Annotated in this window: 16 protein-coding genes; 11 read left to right on the top strand and 5 right to left on the bottom strand. The window is 74.8% G+C overall.

The genetic code is table 11. The annotated features are described in order from the left end of the window. Positions 1-37: 37 nt before the first annotated feature. The 5 genes from V6V16_RS10160 to V6V16_RS10180 form a co-directional block, all read right to left on the bottom strand. Positions 38-1,027, bottom strand: a complete 990-nt coding sequence (locus V6V16_RS10160; protein ID WP_334561630.1) for a nitroreductase — start codon at positions 1,025-1,027, stop codon at positions 38-40. Beyond that, complete coding sequence (locus tag V6V16_RS10165; protein ID WP_334561631.1) at positions 1,028-2,116, bottom strand: GNAT family N-acetyltransferase; 1,089 nt, start codon at positions 2,114-2,116, stop codon at positions 1,028-1,030. It lies immediately after the preceding gene. Continuing rightward, positions 2,113-2,553, bottom strand: a complete 441-nt coding sequence (locus tag V6V16_RS10170) for a DUF4188 domain-containing protein (protein WP_334561632.1) — start codon at positions 2,551-2,553, stop codon at positions 2,113-2,115. The genes V6V16_RS10165 and V6V16_RS10170 overlap by 4 nt, the downstream gene beginning before the upstream one ends. 3 nt (positions 2,554-2,556) lie before the next feature. Continuing rightward, entirely contained in the window at positions 2,557-4,137 is a 1,581-nt protein-coding gene (locus tag V6V16_RS10175) for a phenylacetate--CoA ligase family protein (protein ID WP_334561633.1), read from the bottom strand. A gap of 195 nt (positions 4,138-4,332) precedes the next feature. Next, on the bottom strand, positions 4,333-5,796 hold the full coding sequence (locus tag V6V16_RS10180; RefSeq protein WP_334561634.1) for a protein adenylyltransferase SelO: 1,464 nt from the start codon (positions 5,794-5,796) through the stop codon (positions 4,333-4,335). 175 nt (positions 5,797-5,971) lie between these two features. On the opposite strand from V6V16_RS10180, the gene V6V16_RS10185 reads away from it, so the two are divergent. The 11 genes from V6V16_RS10185 (at position 5,972) to V6V16_RS10235 (ending at position 16,221) form a co-directional block, all read left to right on the top strand. Then, on the top strand, positions 5,972-6,682 hold the full coding sequence (locus V6V16_RS10185; RefSeq protein ID WP_334561635.1) for a hypothetical protein: 711 nt from the start codon (positions 5,972-5,974) through the stop codon (positions 6,680-6,682). A gap of 27 nt (positions 6,683-6,709) precedes the next feature. Beyond that, positions 6,710-7,273: a MauE/DoxX family redox-associated membrane protein gene (locus V6V16_RS10190; protein ID WP_334561636.1), complete on the top strand. Its 564-nt coding sequence runs from the start codon at positions 6,710-6,712 to the stop codon at positions 7,271-7,273. After that, on the top strand, positions 7,270-7,806 hold the full coding sequence (locus V6V16_RS10195; protein ID WP_334561637.1) for a hypothetical protein: 537 nt from the start codon (positions 7,270-7,272) through the stop codon (positions 7,804-7,806). Before V6V16_RS10190 ends, V6V16_RS10195 begins: the two co-directional genes overlap by 4 nt. Next, positions 7,803-8,738: a peptidoglycan-binding domain-containing protein gene (locus V6V16_RS10200; RefSeq protein WP_334561638.1), complete on the top strand. Its 936-nt coding sequence runs from the start codon at positions 7,803-7,805 to the stop codon at positions 8,736-8,738. Before V6V16_RS10195 ends, V6V16_RS10200 begins: the two co-directional genes overlap by 4 nt. Further along, positions 8,735-8,908, top strand: coding sequence for a hypothetical protein (locus V6V16_RS10205; protein ID WP_334561639.1), 174 nt, complete (start codon positions 8,735-8,737; stop codon positions 8,906-8,908). Before V6V16_RS10200 ends, V6V16_RS10205 begins: the two co-directional genes overlap by 4 nt. A gap of 60 nt (positions 8,909-8,968) precedes the next feature. Further along, a complete protein-coding gene (locus V6V16_RS10210) occupies positions 8,969-9,490 on the top strand; it encodes a hypothetical protein (protein WP_334561640.1) in 522 nt (173 codons plus the stop codon). A gap of 223 nt (positions 9,491-9,713) precedes the next feature. Continuing rightward, positions 9,714-10,493, top strand: coding sequence for a peptidoglycan DD-metalloendopeptidase family protein (locus tag V6V16_RS10215; RefSeq protein WP_334561641.1), 780 nt, complete (start codon positions 9,714-9,716; stop codon positions 10,491-10,493). Between the two features lie 35 nt (positions 10,494-10,528). After that, the gene (locus V6V16_RS10220) at positions 10,529-11,353 is read left to right on the top strand and encodes a peptidoglycan-binding domain-containing protein (RefSeq protein ID WP_334561642.1); all 825 of its coding nucleotides are present in this window, start codon (positions 10,529-10,531) and stop codon (positions 11,351-11,353) included. A 143-nt stretch (positions 11,354-11,496) separates the two neighbouring features. Next, complete coding sequence (locus V6V16_RS10225; RefSeq protein WP_334561643.1) at positions 11,497-12,459, top strand: hypothetical protein; 963 nt, start codon at positions 11,497-11,499, stop codon at positions 12,457-12,459. A 37-nt stretch (positions 12,460-12,496) separates the two neighbouring features. Continuing rightward, on the top strand, positions 12,497-13,231 hold the full coding sequence (locus tag V6V16_RS10230) for a hypothetical protein (protein ID WP_334561644.1): 735 nt from the start codon (positions 12,497-12,499) through the stop codon (positions 13,229-13,231). Positions 13,232-13,416: 185 nt separating this feature from the next. Further along, the gene (locus tag V6V16_RS10235) at positions 13,417-16,221 is read left to right on the top strand and encodes an AfsR/SARP family transcriptional regulator (protein ID WP_334561645.1); all 2,805 of its coding nucleotides are present in this window, start codon (positions 13,417-13,419) and stop codon (positions 16,219-16,221) included. Positions 16,222-16,236 lie beyond the last annotated feature (15 nt).

Consider the following 16,236-nt stretch of genomic DNA (forward strand, 5'->3'; position numbering starts at 1 on the left):
ACCCTCGGCCATCCGACTACGTTCGGCAAGCGTGCGGTCACGAAGCCGACGTACCCGCCGGGTCGCCGCCGACGCGGCGCGCCGAGCGCGCCGCCGGTCCCCCGGGCCGGCCGACGCGGGCCACGTGCAGCAGCCGCCCCGGCGCCACGCCCAGCAGCGAGCCGAGGGCGTCGCGGGTGGCGGGCGCGTCGATGAGCTGGCTCAGCGGGTGCGCCGCCAGCCCGGCCGTGTGCAGGGTCAGCCAGACGCGGGCCAGCACCCGGCCGAACTCGACCTGCGTGGCGTCGTCCGCCCCGGGCGGAGCGACCAGGACGATCACCGCGCCCCCGCGCGCGAGCGGATCGCCGCCGGCCGCCGCGAGCAGCCGGGGCAGGCCCAGCCGGCGCAGCGCCGGGTACGCCGCCAGCGCCGCCCGCAACGCGAGCGCCTCGCCCCCGGAGAGGCCCAGACAGCGGTCGGTGAGCCCGTCGGCGCGGTAGGCCGGGTGCGCCGGCGTGAGCCGCAGCCACGACCGCAGCTCGCCGACCACCGCGGGATCCGCGTACGTCCAGCGGTCGGCGACCCGCAGCAGGCGGGCCAGCAGGCGGGCGTCCGGTACGGTCCGGACCGCCCCGCCGGCGGCCCGCGCGACGGCGTCGACGGCCGCCAGCACCTCGGCGTCCGGGCCGGCCGAGTAGCGGCCCCGGTGGGTGCGGCGAGTCAGCACCTGCGCCGCGTCGAAGGGGGTGTCGTAGCGGTGCGGGGACGCCCGCAGCCAGCCCACCCGACGCTCCTCGGCGCAGTGGTCCGCGACGAACCGCATCGACAGCCCCGCGTCGGCCGCGACGACCAGGCAGGTCTCGACGAAGGCGCCCAGCGACAGCCGCAGGTCCCGCCCGGAGGGATCGGCCGCCGGCAGCGCGTAGGCCTGCTCCCACCCCACCCGGACCGCCCCGGCCCCGTGGTCCAGCCGCCACGGCTGGGTGTTGTGCGCGCTCGGCGCCCGCCAGCAGAGCGGCTCCAGCGCCCGGAAGGCCGCGAGTGCCATCTACAGCGCCTTCTCGTAGAAGGTGTACCCGTGCAGCGGCCGGCCGCCCATCGCCCGGTACTGCGCGGCGGAGGCCGGGTTGTCCCGGCCGACGTAGGTGCTGCGCAGCGTGGCGTACCCGCCGGCGTGCAGGTTGCGGCGCAGCGCGGCGGAGAGCACCCGCTGGTATCCGCGCCCCTGGTGGCCGGGCAGCACCCCCTTGACGATCAGCACCGCCTCCCGCCGGTACCGACGGCGCAGCGCCAGCAGCCGGAGCTGGTTGACCGGGTTGAGGTCGCCCCGGACCCGGACCACGAACTCGCTGATGTCCGGCACGCACAGCACGAACGCCACCGGCCGCCCGGCCCGGGTCAGGTACAGCAGCAGCGACTCGTCCAGCAGGTACGCCAGCCCGTCGGTCTGCCGGCGCAGCTGCGCGGCGGAGATCCGCGTGTAGTAGTCGAGCTGCGCGAAGGACGCGTTCAGCAGCTCGCGCAGCAGGTCGAGTTGTTCGGCGAGGCGCCGGACGTCGCCCCGGTGCACCGCCAGCTCGGCGCCGTCCGGGTCGGTGCGGGGCGGGGCGTCCCCGCCCGGGGTGACCGGGCAGATCCAGGTGTCCGACTCGAAGCGCCGGCGGAACCCGCACGACTCGTACGCGGCCACGTAGCGCGGCGGGTTCCAGGCGCTGTCGATGAAGCCCCGGTCGGCGTACCCGGAGGTGACGACCCCGCCCGACTGGTTGGGCAGCAACGCCACCGGGCCGAAGAGCGCGTCCCGGTCGCCGGCCGCCCGCGCGGCGGCGGCCATCGCCGCGAGGAGCGGTCGCGCCGCCGCCGGGGTGAACTCGGTGAGCCCGAAGAGCTGGCAGCGGCGGCCGAGCTTGGCGTCGAAGCCGGCGTCGGTGTGCAGGGTGGTCCGGCCGACGACCGCGCCGGTGGCGTCGTCGCGGAGCACGTACATCGGCACGCCTTCGCGCCACCACCGCCGCACCTGCTGCCGCGACGGCGGGACGAAGCGCGGCTCGCCCGCGTACAGCCGGTCGGTGAGCCCGAGGAACGCCCGCAGGCCGCGCCGGTCGACGACCCGTTCGAGACCGCCGGCAGCGGTCATCGCCGCACCGCCGGTCCCACCGTCTCCGAGCCCAGCGGCGTGAAGGTCGCGATGTGCCCCATCTCGGCGGACTCGGCCCGCCACACCCCGTTGGAGTAGCCGTCGGGTTCGGCCGTGAAGAGCCGGATGAAGCCGGCGGTCGCGTTGCGGTTACCGTCGGTGAGCCAGACCATCAGCTCGCGGTGGTGCCGGGACCGGGCGAAGCGCAGCATGGCCTCGCGGTCGGCGAAGAACGCGACGGTGCCGAGGGTGAAGGGGAACTCCCAGTACACCCGGTGCCAGCGGTAGCCGGACATGCGGCGCATGTCGCGGACCATCCGCAGCCAGGCCGGAAGGAGCCGCAGGATCGCCAGCGGCCCGCTGTAGCGGGTCGCGCCGAAGAACATGGCGCCGGCCTGGGCCCGCGCCGGGGCCTTGGAGAAGTCACGGGTACGCATAGGTCAGCCCACCAGGTAGACGTTTTTGATCTTCTGTTCGCCGGCGAACGGGCCGGCGCCCGGTTCGTGCAGCTCGACGCGGAGGTCACCGGCGGTCGGGTCCTCGGTCAGCGACTGGGCGAAGTCGCGGGAGACCGCCGCGAGGTGACGTCGCACCCCGTCGCGGCAGGCCGCGGCGAGCGCCTCGCGCTCCGACCCGGGCAGCGGACGGCGCAGTTCGAGATGGACCACCGGCCGGGTCTCCAGGGCGGCGTCCTCCGCCAACGCCAGGCAGAACCGGCTGATCTCGGCGGCGTACGGGTTGCCGGCGTAGAGGCCGTACTCGACGTCCTGGGGATAGAGGTTGGCGCCCAGGTACGACACAGTCGAGTCGCGCCGGCCGAAGAGCAGCAGCACCGGCAGGGTCATCCGCTCGCTGGCCAGCGCCGCGCGACACTCGGCCCGGCGCCGCGGGTCGCCGCCGACCAGGTCGAGGATCCGCCGGTGGGAGAAGAGCAACGCCTCGTCGCCGACGTTGTAGCGCAGCCGTGGCTGGAGCACGTCGGGGCCGGTGATCGTGCAGAGCAGTTCCCGGCGCTCGTTGGTCTCCAGGTAGGTGGCCAACGGGTTGTACTGGAACACCATGGGCGACCGCTGCTCGTCGGCGCCGAGCAACGCCGCCCGCAGCTCGGGGTCGCTGCGCAGGCGGCGCCGCAGCCACACCGTGAACCGGGTCTCCGCGCCGATCCCGATCGTCAGGTCCGAGGCGCCGTACGCCGACCGGACCCGGAGGAACCGCTCCTCCAGGTAGCCGCGCAGCGCCTCCGTCATCCCCTCTCCCCCGCAGCTGGCGAAGACGCGGTGGCGCGACCAGTCGAAGCCCTCGGCGTCGAGCCGGTCGCGCAGGTGCTTCAGGAACGGCGGGTACGCGGTCACCAGGTAGTCGAAGTCGGGCCCGAACTCGCGGAGCGTGTCGACGATCTTGCCGAGGTCCGGGCCGGTGTTCTTGACCACCGCGATGCGGGCCATCGCGGCACCGGTCGTCGTCCCGGTCGCCCAGGCGCCCATCGAGTAGGCGTTGATGACGAACGGGCGCCGCATCGGGAAGACCAGGCTGGTGTAGCCGGCGATGTCGCGGTGCACCGCGCGCAGTTCGCGCTCCCCGCGCGGCCAGTTGAAGGGCCGGCCGGACGAACCGGCCGACTCGTCGACCACCACGCCCCGGGCCGGCAGCCGCCCGCCCCGGCAACGCCGGGAGGCGTCGAAGGGGACGACGTAGCTCAGCTTGTCCGTCTCCGGGAAGTCGCGCAGCCGGCGGCGGGCCCCGGCCGGGCGGGCCCGCAGGAAGGCGCGGTACGCCGGGACGTCCAGGGCGGCGAGTGCGCACCCCGCCCGCGCGTTCGCCGCCGCGAGCACCTCCAGCGCCGGGTGGTGCCGCCTGGCCATCCACCGCCACGACGCGGGATGGCGGCCGGCGAGCCGCACCGCCGCACCGACGGCGCGGCCGAAGATGGTCAGTCGGGTCCGGCGCCAGCGCTCGCCGACCGTGGGAGCTGTCGGCGCGAAGGAGGACGGATCAGAGTATCGATGCAGCGTCTCGGCCATGTGGACATCCTCGGCCGGGGCCGGCCCGGGATGCCTGAGCCCTCGCACCGGTCCGTCGCTGAGTACCCGTACCCAGCCCGGCCGTCGGGGGTGGGCGACGGCGGCGCCGGCCGACCCGGAGTGGGGACGCCGACGGGGCGGTGACCGGGCAGGGGTGCCCGGGCGGCGTCGCGGCCACCCGCCCGGGCACCGGGGTCAGGTGCCGCAGAAGGTGCGGTAGGCGCCGAAGTCGGGCGGCGCCGCGGCGGCGTAGCGCTCCAGCCCGGGGCGTTCGTCGTAGGGGGCGGTCACCGCCTCCAGCAGCCGGTCGAGCGGCTTCAGGTCCCCGTCGGACGCCGCGGCGAGCGCCTCTTCGACCAGGTGGTTGCGGGGGATGTAGACCGGGTTGACCCGGTCCATCGCGTCGGCGTCGGGGCCCAGGGCCCGCCAGCGCGCCAACCAGTCGTCGATCGGCACGGGGTCGGGGAAGAGGCGCCGGGTGGGCTCGGCGTCGCCCCGGGCGGCGACGGCCAGCGCGCGGAAGAACGACGTGTGGTCGACCCGGCCGCCCTGGAGCAGGGTCGACAGCTCGTCGGTCGACGCGGCGAGCGCCGTGGGGTCGGAATCGGCGGGCAGGCCGAGCTTCGCCCGCATGCCGGCCGACCAGGCGGCGTCGTACGCGCGGGGGAACCCGGCCAGCGACGCCTCCGCGAGCTCGACCGCCCGCTCCTGATCCTCGTGCAGGAGGGGCAGGAGGGACTCGGCGAGCCGGGCGAGGTTCCACTGCGCCACCAGCGGCTGGTTGCCGTAGGCGTAGCGCCCGCCCCGGTCGATCGAGCTGTAGACCGTGGCCGGGTCGAACGCCTCCATGAACGCGCACGGCCCGTAGTCGATGGTCTCGCCGGAGATCGTCATGTTGTCGGTGTTCATCACCCCGTGGACGAACCCCACGAGCATCCAGCGGGCCACCAGCGACGCCTGGGCGGCGACGACCGCCTCGAACAGCGCGACGTACGGCTGGTCGGCCCCGGCGGCGTCGGGGTGGTGCCGGGCGATCGCGTGGTCGGCGAGGCGGCGCAGGAGGTCCGGTTCGCCCGTGGCCCGGGCGTACTGGAAGCTTCCGACCCGCAGGTGGCTGCTGGCGACCCGGGCGAGCACCGCACCCGGCAGCGGGGTCTCGCGGCGCACCGTCCGCCCGGTGGCCACCACGGCCAGGGAGCGGGTGGTGGGGATGCCGAGGGCGTGCATGGCCCGGCTGACGACGTACTCCCGCAGCATCGGGCCGACCGCGGCAAGGCCGTCGCCGCCGCGCGCGAAAGGAGTCCGCCCGGAGCCCTTGAGGTGCAGGTCGCGGACGTGGCCCTCGGCGTCGACGAGCTCGCCGAGCAGCAGCGCGCGCCCGTCGCCGAGGCGCGGGACGAAGCTGCCGAACTGGTGTCCGGCGTAGGCCTGCGCCACGGGGTTGGCGCCGTCGGGCACGCCGACACCCACCAGCAGTCGGACGCCCTCGGGGCCGCGCAGCCAGGCGGGGTCCAGGTCGAGCTCGGCGGCCAGCTGCTCGTCGAGTACCAGCAGCCGCGGGTCGGCGGGCTCGTCGGCCCGCCAGGGAACGGCCAGTTCCGGGAGGTGGCGCGCGAAGCGGTCATCGAGGGTGACGGGCGATGACGACGGGATGCTCACCCGTCGACAGTACGTGCGCGCGGCGCGCGGCGCAGATCCCGCGCAGCGGTTGGTCGGCACCCGGCCGGGACGCGGAGCCGGCGGACGCGTGCCGCCACCCGCGGGTCTTGTGAAAGATTTACATCTCTGTATATCGTCCCGATGATTGCTTCCGGAGCCGGACGAAGGGCGTCGCATGGCAGCAGCCGCAGGGGCGCCGGTGACACACCGGGCCGTCGACGACGGTCGGTTCGTACTGGAGGGTGCCCTCGACCTCGGCGCGCCGTTCACGTCCGTGGCGGACGTGACGATCGGCGGCCGGCTGCACGAGTTCACGGCCGGCCCGGTCGGGCTCGCGGACGACGTGGCCCGCACGCTCGGCGTCGAGCGGTTCGACGAGGAGCTCACCTACCGTGGCGGCACGCTCCTGACCGCGCGCACCCGGCCCTACGACCCGCAGATCCAGCTCACCGAGGACCGGCTCGTGGCGGTCTGGCGGGGGCGACGGCACTGCTTCCTGACCGAGCTGTACGGAGCGACGACCACGGACCTGCTCGGCGTGCTGCGGACGCTGAGCGTGCGGGAGCACGACGACGGCCTGACCCTGAGCCCGAACGCGAAGTCCGGCGCCGAGTTCGCCGCCCCGGCCACCGTGCTCAAGGAGATTCCCGGGCTCGGCCTGCTGGAGCTGGCCCCGCTCACCCGGCAGCGTGTCGGGCGGCTGCCCACCTGGCGGGGCCTGCGGACGGGGGCGGGCGAGCTCTTCCGGGACACGCTTCCCGACGGGACGCCCTACTTCGTGCTGGCCGCGGCGGACGTCTGGCTCAGCCTGGTGCCGTTCGCGGACACCGCCGTGGAGCAGGTGCCCGCGCTGGTCGACCAGCTCCGCGTCCGGACCGCCCGGTAGGCCGCGATGTCGGGACTGTTGGGCGGCGTGGCCACATACACCGTCCTGTTCACCCTGCTCGTCGCCGCCGCCGAGCACCTGTCCCGGCCGGCCGCGCTCGTCGGGGCGCTGGCCGCGCACCGGATGCTTCCGGCGCCGGCGGCGGTGGCCGCCCTCGTCATCGCCGTCGAGGCCCTGCTCGCCGTCGGCGGGATCGTGGCGCTGCTCCAGGACGGCGGCGCGCGACTGCTCACCGCGGTCCTGCTCGGCAGCGCCGCGCTGCTCGGCCTGTACGCCGGCTACGGCCTGCGCCTGATCTCGGCCGGGCGCCCGGGGTCGTGCGGGTGCTCCCGGATGGAGCTGCCGATGACGGGGTGGGTGGTGGGCCGGGCGGCGGTCCTCGCCGGGCTGGCACTGGCCGCGCTCGTCCTGCCCGACCCCGCCGGCACGCCGGGTCGGGCCGAGCTCGCCGTCGTGCTGCTCGCCGCCGCCACGTTCACCGCGCTGCTGTGGCACCTGCCCGCCGCGATGTACCAGCCGGTCCCGGCGACGGCCGGCCCACCGCCGCACCATCGGACCGTCGGCAGCACCGAGGGAGGGATGTCCGGATGAGCTTCCAGACCAGCGCGCTGATCCTGAGCTGGATCGCGATCCTCCTGCTGGCTCTCACCGTCTCGGGCCTGGTGCGCCAGGTCCACGCGCTGTCCAGCGGGGCCGTGCAGCGTCCGCCCCGCGCGGTCGGCCTACGGCCGGGAGCGCCCGCCCCCGGCCTGGCCCGGTTGGCGCCGTCGGCAGCCGGCGTCCCGCTGGTGCTGCTCTTCCTGGAGCCCGACTGCGGGACCTGCACCGAGGTGCTGGCCGAGGCGAACGGCCAGATCGGCCGCGCCGGCTCGGAGTTCCGGGTCCTGTACCGGGACACCCCTCCGGCACGGGCGCAAGGGCTGCCGCTCACCGTGCTCGGCGGGCAGGCCGAGCTCTTCGAGCGGTACGACGCCATCGCCACCCCCTTCGCCACCGTCGTCGACCCGGCCGGGACGGTGCTCCGCGCCGAGCCGCTCGGCTCCCGCGCGGCGCTGCGCGACCTGCTCGACGGGCTCGACGCGCCCACGACCGCGGCCACCACGACCCCGGGAGGCGGGGCATGACCGATCTCGACGCCGTGCCGTGGTTGCGCGGCACCGACCCGGGGACCGGCCCGGCCGTCCGCCGGGTGCCGAGACACGCCGGCGGCCGCGGACGTGCCGGCTGGGAGCTGTCGCGCCGCGCCCTGCTCCGGGCCGGCACGGCGGTGGGCATGGCCGCCCTCAGCGTGTTCCCGGCGGCCCGCCGCGCGTACGCCGACGGCTACACGATCTACGACGGGTGCCCGACGTACGCCAGCGGGCACAACTGCTCGCCCGGGTGCGGCCCGAGCACGATCTTCGCCGACGCGTGCAACACCAGCGGAACGTACGCCGGGTTCCACAAGAACGACGGCACCACCTGGATCCTGCGCCCCAACGAGTGCTACGGCGGCACGTACGACGGTTGGCTCTGGCTCTACCAGGGCGCCTGCGGCGCCTGCGCCTGCTCGGTGGAACGCCGATGCCACGACGGGTACCGCAGGACCAGTTCGGGCTGGGTGAAGTCGATCTGCCGGTGGAACACCTCGTGCCGGTGTCAGGGCACCGTCGGCTGGCCCACCACCCAGCGGACCAACACCGGCGTCAACGTCTACACCGTGCAGCACCTGCTCACCGCCCGGAACCACCCGACCGCGATCGACGGGATCTTCGGCGCCGACACCGAGGCGAAGGTGAGGAGCTTCCAGGCCGCGGCGGGCATCGGGACCACCGGGATCGTCGACCCCGTCACCTGGGCGGCGCTCGTGGTCACGGTGCGCTCCGGGGACACCGGACACGCCGTCCGCGCCGCGCAGCGCCAGCTGGACAGGCGCGGCTACGCGCTGACGGCCGACGGGATCTTCGGCCCGGCGACCGACAGCGCGACGCGGGACTTCCAGCGGCAGAACGGGCTGACGGCCGACGGCGTGGTGGGGGTCAACTCCTGGCGGACGCTGACCGGCGCGGCGGTATGACGGGGACGCTGCCGGCGCCGCTGCGGGCGGTGCGCCGCCGGGGCACCGACCCGTTCGTACCCTTCCTGCTGCTCGCCGCCGCCGCGCTCGCCGCCGCCGCGTACGGGCACGTGCTCACCTGGGCGATGATCGGAGGGCTCGCCGGTTACACCCTCTCGGGTTCGGTTTGAACGCACAACAGCGCGCACGCGCTGTCCTCGCCCGGGTGGCGAGGTCGAGATCGGCAGAGCGTGGTCCTCGCCCTGTTCACCACCGGGCTGCTCCTCGGTGGCCTGCTGAGCGGGTTGGTGCTGGGGGCGTTGTCGGGGCTCTCCACCCCCCTGCCCGCCCCGTGGCGGTACGCGGCCATCGTCGCGGTGGCGGCGGTGGGGCTGCTGCGCGAGCTGGGCCTGGCACCGATCCCGCTGCCGCAGAACGCCCGGCAGATCCCGCGCGACGTGCTCCAGCGCGGCCTGTCCGGGTCGATGCAGTTCGGCTTCGAACTGGGCACCGGGGTCCGCACGTACGTCTCGGCCAGTGCGCCGTACGTGCTGGCGGTCGCCCTGCTCCTCGGCGGTCAGCGCCCGCACGTCGCGATGCTCGCCGGGATCGGCTTCGGCGCCGGGCGGGCGCTGACCCCGCTGACCCGCCGCGCCGCCGGCACCGGCGACGGTTGGGACGCCGAACTGCGGGCGCGGCTGCGGGCGCTCACCGTCACGGCCGGCGCCGTGCTCCTGGCCGCCCTCAGCCTGCTGGCCCTGCGCCAGATCTGAGTCCTCGCGCAAGGTTCAGCCCGCCGCCGCGCACATTTCCCCTCCTCGTTACTGAATGACAACGGTCGATGACAAGAGGTCACGGCGGGCCGGCACATTCCCGGTACATTCCGAGTTCATGGTCGATGCGCATATTGACTGCCTTCGCGGGCTCATCGATAGTCGGGCCACCGATCCGGTGATCCATTCACGAGTCGCCGGTCGCACCCCGACAGGAGATCAAATGAAGGCACGTTCCCTGCGCCTGCTCGCGGTCGCCCTCCTCGCCACGGTCGGCGGGCTCGTCGCCCCGACCACGCCGGCCCTCGCCGCGCCCACGTTCAAGGTGCCGTTCCCGTGCGGGCAGGCATGGTCCGGGCAGACCCGCACCAACCACAGCCCCGCGAACTCCATCGACTTCAACCGCACCAACGACCTCGGCGACCCGGTGGTCGCGAGCGCGCCCGGCACGGTCGACGTGGTGACCAACCTCGGCAACACCAGCTACGGCCGTTACGTCCGGATCAACCACGGCGGCGGCTACACCACCTACTACGCCCACCTCAACGGGTTCAACGTCTCGGTCGGGCAGCGCGTCGGATACGGGCAGGTCATCGGCTACGTCGGCGACACCGGCAACTCGTTCGGCGCCCACCTGCACTACGAGCAGCGCCTCAACGGCGGCGACATCCGGGTGCGCTTCAACGGCGCGCTCGCCCTCTACTGGGGCACCCGCACCTACACCAGCGACAACGGCTGCTCCTCGGGCACGGGCTCGGGCACGATCAACACGGCCGGTTCGCCGCTGACCGTCCGCTCCGGGCCGGGCACCGGCCACAGCGCGGTCGGCACCGTGGCCGACGGCGCCCGGGTCACCATCTCCTGCCAGACCACCGGCACCACCGTCACCGGCACGTACGGCACCAGCAACATCTGGGACCGCATCGGCTCCGGCCGGTTCGTCTCCGACGCGTACGTGTACACCGGCTCCGACGGGTTCATCCCCGGCGTCCCGCGCTGCTGACCGGCCACGCCACCCCAGACACCGACGGAGAAATCATGATCACGAGAAGAAGTCTGCTCGTCGCCGCCGGCGCCGTCGCGGCCGCCGCCGGGCCGTTGGCCGGGCCCGCCTCCGCCGCGCTGCCCCAGGTCGACATGGAGGCGCTCATCAAGGCCGCCCAGATCGACCCGCGCCGGGCGGACACCGCCATCACGGCGGGCGCCAAGGACAGCGTCCTGCTGGTCGAGCGTGCCCTACAGGCCCGGGGGCACCTGTCGGCCACCTACGTCGACGGGCACTTCGGCACCAGCACGATCGCCGCGTACGCGGCGTACCAGCGGTCCCTCGGCTACACCGGCCTGGACGCGACCGGCCTGCCCGGCCCGTCGTCGCTGCGGCTGCTCGGCGAGGGGCGCTACACCGTGGTCAGGGCGATCTCGCCCGGCACCGTCGTGAGCCTGCGCGGCGTACGCGTCAACACGCGGACCAGGGACATGCTCCTCGAGGCCGAGCGCCTGCTCGGGCGCCAGCTCACCATCACGCAGGGGTCCTACAACACCGGCGTGGGCGCGTCGGCGGGCACGCACGACGGCGGCGGCGCCCTCGACCTCTCCGTGAACGGCCTCTCCTCCACCGTACGCACGGACGTGCTGCGCCGGCTGCGCACGGTCGGGTTCGCCGCGTGGCTGCGCACGCCGTCGCAGGGCAACTGGCCGTACCACATCCACGCCATCGCGCTCGCCGACACCGACCAGTCGACCGGCGCACAGAACCAGGCCGGCGACTACTACCTCGGCCGCAACGGCCTGGCGAACCGAGGCGCCGACGACGGCCCGGCGGTCACCAAGCGGACCTGGGAGGAATACCAGCGCACGCTCTGACGGTGGCGGACGCCGAGCGTCGCCCGGCGCCGGCATCCCGGACGCGCGAGAGGCCGCCGGGGTGGCGTGCGCCGGCATCACCGCCACCGCGGGCACCAGTGCCACCAAATTCGTGACGATCGTTGGCAAGACCAGGAGGAAAGTTGTCCATCCGTAGCAGCCGCCCCGTACGCGGGGCCGTCGCCGTGCTCACCACGGTCCTGACGACCGCGGCGGTCGGCCTCACCGGCGCCACCGCCGCCCAGGCCGCCGTGAACACCTCGCCGAGCCATCTGGTGGTCTACAACAACAACATCGAGAACTGGCTGCCGGCCTCCTGCGCCGAAGGCTTCATCTGGGACCGGCTGATCACCTACCTCAAGGGCCGCCCGCTGAGCCCGGACATCTTCACCGTGCAGCAGGTCTCGAACCAGACCCAGCTCAACGCCCTGACCCGGCGCCTCTCCGACGAGCTGCCGGGGACCTACGCCGGACAGATCGCGATCGCGAGCCCGGGCTCGATGGGCTACACCAGCACCTGCGGCAAGATGAAGAACCAGCAGACCAACGCGGTCGTCTACCGCTCCGACCGGTTCACCTACGAGGCCGCCACCCGCTGGCGCTCCGACGCCCCCGAGAACTACGACGCGGGCACCGGCGGATGCCAGAACCTCGAACCCACCAGGAGCAGCCAGGACCGGGTCCACAACATCGCCGTCCGGCTGCACGACAACGTCGCCAACCAGGACGTCTCGGTGGCCTCGATCCACTGGCCCACCAACACCTGGCACGCCCCCAAGTGCGCGGACGAGAACATGAGGGAGGCCGACGAGGCGTTGGACCGCCTCGGCGGCGACCTGAAGATCTTCGGGGGTGACGCCAACGCGGAGCCGGACGACGCGGGCTGGTGGAACGACGCCAAGTCCTACGGGTTCCGCGACCCGATCGCCGAGAAGTGCGGCAGCCGCAACTGCTCCTCGGCGTACGACACCCTGAACAGCCGGCGCATCGACTTCCTGCTGGTCAAGAGCGGCAACGGCTTCAGCAACGTCGCCACCGTCACTCCGTCGATGGCCGGTGGCGAGTACTCCGACCACCTCGCCGTGACCGCGTACGTGAACTACTGACCGCGTGGGGCGTCGAGGCCGACAGCACAGGCGCGGTGTGATCCCGCGCCCACGGCCTCGACGCCCCGCCGGGCTGGACGGCGGGACGTACGGTCCGGCCGAGCTCTCCCGGCCGGCCGCCGCCTGGCCCGGTCTCGTCGTCGCCCTGCTGACCGCGGCCGCGATGCTGTTCATGAGTTGCGTCGCCTGGCCGGACATGGCCGTCTCGGTCGACGTCCGGCACGGCGACGGCGGTCGGGAGGCCAGCGCCATCCCCAGGGGGGAGGCCGCGATCGTGCCGCCGCTGGCACTGCTCGCCGTCGCCCCGCTCGTCGCGACCGCGCCCGCCCTCGACCGGCGGCTGCGCAGGCTGTTCCAGCTGCCGGCGAGCCTGGACCCGGCAGGCGACGTGCGGGCCCTGAACCGCCTGCTGGCTGGGCTCGCGATCCTGCTCCTCGCCTTCCACGCCGGGCTGCTCGGCAGGTACACCGGCATGGGCTACCCGTTCGAACAGGTCCTCCCCGCGGCGGCCGGCCTGCTTCTCGTCCTGCTCGGCCTGCTCGGCCTCGCACCGCCGCGTGCCGGCACGGACGGCCCGCCCGCCTCGCGGGCGCCCGGAGGCGTACGTCGGTCCCCCGCTCCCGACGACCGGGCGGCGGGAGCCGTCCTCGCGCTCCTCGGCCTGCTCACCCTCGCGGCCGCGCTGCTGCGGCCAGGCACCGCGCTCCTCCTCGGCGGTGTCGGCGTCGCGGTCGCCGTGGGCGCGGCCCGCCACCGTCGCCGACGCGCCTGACCGACCGTGACGGCGCCGGCCGGAGGGGGGCCCGGAGGCGGCCCACGCCGTCGGCCCGCGGCGCGAGGACGGCGGCCCGCCCGGCACCCGGGGGTCCCGCGGGTGTGCGTCGACGCGGCTGCCGCGCCGAGCTGGGCGCCTCTACGATCGGGGAGATCGAATCCAGGATCGTGGAGGTTCGCGGGATGGCGCTCGGGTTCGGTCTGCTGGGGCCCGTCACCCTGTGCGTCGACGGCACCCACGTCGCGCTGCCGGGCGGCCGGCCCCGGCTCCTGCTGGCCGCGCTGCTGATGGGCAGGGGGCAGCGGGTCTCGGGCGAGCGGATCCTCGGCTGCCTGTGGGACGAGCCGCCGCCGTCGGCGCAGGTCAACCTGAGGACCTACGTGACCCGGTTACGGGCCGCGCTGGGGCCTTACCGGGACCGGCTGACCTGGGTGAACTCCGGCTACGCGCTGGCGGTCGAACCCGGCGAGCTGGACCTCGACGGGTTCGAGGCCGAAGTCCGCGACGCCCTGCGCGCCGGCCGCGAGGGGCGCCCCGAGCAGTCGGCGGACCTGCTCGCCGCCGGCCTGCGCCGGTGGTACGGCGAGGCCGCCGAGGGACTGCCCCGCCACGGCACCCTCGGGCACGGCCTCGACGCGCTGGACGAGAGCCGACGGGTGGCCGTCGAGCGGTACGCCGCCGCCTGCGTCGAGGCCGGTCGGCATCCCGCCGCGACCGCCGCGCTGCGGCAGTTGCTCGCGGACCAGCCGGGGCGCGAGTCGGCCTGGGAGGGGCTGGTCCGGGCCCTGGTCCGGTCGGGCGACCGGACCGAGGCCATGGCGGCCCTGGCGGCGGCGGACGCCGCGCTGCTCACCGACTCGGGCCGGGCCGGCGGGCGGGTCCTGCGGGAACTCGAACGCGAGCTGCTCGACGGGGCGGCGCGCCTGGCCCGCCGCCCACACGCCGCGCCCGGTGACGAGCCGCCGCCGGGGACGCCGTCCACCCTCCCGCCACCGGTGCCCCTGGTCGGCCGGGAGCATCTGCTGGCCCGCATCGAGGCCGAGCTCGACACGACCAACGTCGTCGTGCTGCACGGAGCGGCCGGGGTGGGCAAGTCGGCGCTGGCCGGCAACGTCGCGATCCGGCTGGCGTCCTCCTGCCCGGGCGGGCAGTTCCACCTCGACCTGTGCGGCAGCAGCCCCGGCCTCACCCCGATGACGGTCGAGGAGGCGATCGGCAGCCTGCTGCGCGCGCTCGGCGGTGACCGGTCCGGCGGCACCTCCGGCGCCGAGGCGGCCGAGCTGCGGGTGCGGGTCAGCGAACGCCGGGTGTTGGTGGTGCTGGACAACGTGGTCGACGCCGGCCAGGTGCGCCGGCTGCTGCCGGTCCTGAGCGACGCCACGGTGATCGTCACGAGCCGGACGGCGTTGCCGACGTTGGACGTCGCGCACCTCCGCATCGGCGAGCTCGATCGCGAGGAGTCGGTGACGCTGCTCGCCCGGCACGCGGGACCGGAGAGGTTCGCGCGGTCACCGCAGGACGCCGCGGCGTTGGCCGCCCTGTGCGGCTACCTCCCGCTGGCGCTGCGGATCGTCGGTGCCCGGCTCGCCGCCCACCCCGAGTGGACGCTGTCCGCCATGGTCGGCCGGCTCTCCGACGAGCAGTACCGGCTGGACGAGTTGAGCTGCGACGACCTGGCCGTACGGGCGAGCCTCGCGGTCACCTGCGACGTTCTCGCCGGGCGGCCGGGCGGTGCGGAGTCGCTGGACCTCTTCGACCGCTGGGGCATGATCTGCGCCCCGGCGCTCGGCCTCGAACTGGCCCGGGTGCTGACCGGGGCCACCGACCGCGAGGCGCGCACGGCACTCGACCGGCTCGCGGAGGCCGGGCTGATCGAGGCGTCCGGAGCGGACCGCTACCGCCTGCACGACCTGGTGCGGATCTACGCCATGGAGCGCGGCCGGCGTGATCCGGTGGGCCGGGTGGCCGCGTTGCGCGCGGCGCGCTGCTACCTCCTGGACACCGCGCGACGCGCCCGGGACCAGATCCGACCCATCGCCCACCGGCCGCCCGACGGCTTCGTCGAGGCCCGCCCCACCGTGACCTTCGGCAACCAGCGCGAGGCACTGCGGTGGCTGGAGACGGAGCGGGACAACCTCGTCGCGGCGGCGCGGGTGGCGGCGCGGGACGGCACGCCCGAGGGGGACCTCTTCGCGGTCCGGGTGTGCGCGGAGCTCTACCCGTTTTTGCCGATGCGCGGCTACTACCGGGAGATGCGCGAGGTCGCCGGGCATGCGCTGCGCTGCGCCCGGCGGCTGGGCAGCCGTCCCGACGAGGCGACCTCGCTGACGTACTTCGCGGTGGCCCAGTCCCGGCTGGGCGAGACCGACGAGGCGGTTGAGAACCTTCGGGTGGTACTCGCGCTGCGCGACGCCGACGGGGACGCGCACGAGGTCGCCGTGACCTTCGACCACCTCGGTGTCCTGCTGGCCGCCGCCGGCCGGCTCGACGAGGCCCGCACGGCCTTCCTGCGGGCGCTCGACATGCACCGCCGGTGCGACGACCGTCGGCGGGTGGGCATCACCCTGAACAATCTCGCCGACGTGCTCCTGCAACTCGGCCGGACCGACGCCGCGCTCGTCCAGCTGCGGGAGAGCCTGCGGCTGCGGCGGGAACTCGGCGACGAGCTCGGCCTCGGCATCACCATGCTGACCATCGGCCAGGTCTACGCCCGCGACGGGCAGTGCCAGCAGGCGTACGAGTGGCTCGGCAGGGCCCTCACCGCCGCGCGCGCGACCGGCAACCGCGAGGCGGAGTGGCGCGTGCTCACCGTGCGGGCCGAGGTCCACCGGGCCACCGGGCGGCGGCTGGAGGCCCGCGACGACCTGCACCTGGCGCTCGCCCTCTCCGAGCGCATCGGCGACGGCAACGGCACCCGGGAGGTACGCCGGGCCCTGGCCGGGCTCCGCGTCCCCGCCGAGGCGAAGCGGGCCGCCGGCGGGCGGTGAGGGGCCGGAACGGCG

Source organism: Micromonospora sp. CPCC 205561 (assembly GCF_036906775.1).
In the GTDB taxonomy this organism is placed as follows: Bacteria; Actinomycetota; Actinomycetes; order Mycobacteriales; family Micromonosporaceae; genus Micromonospora.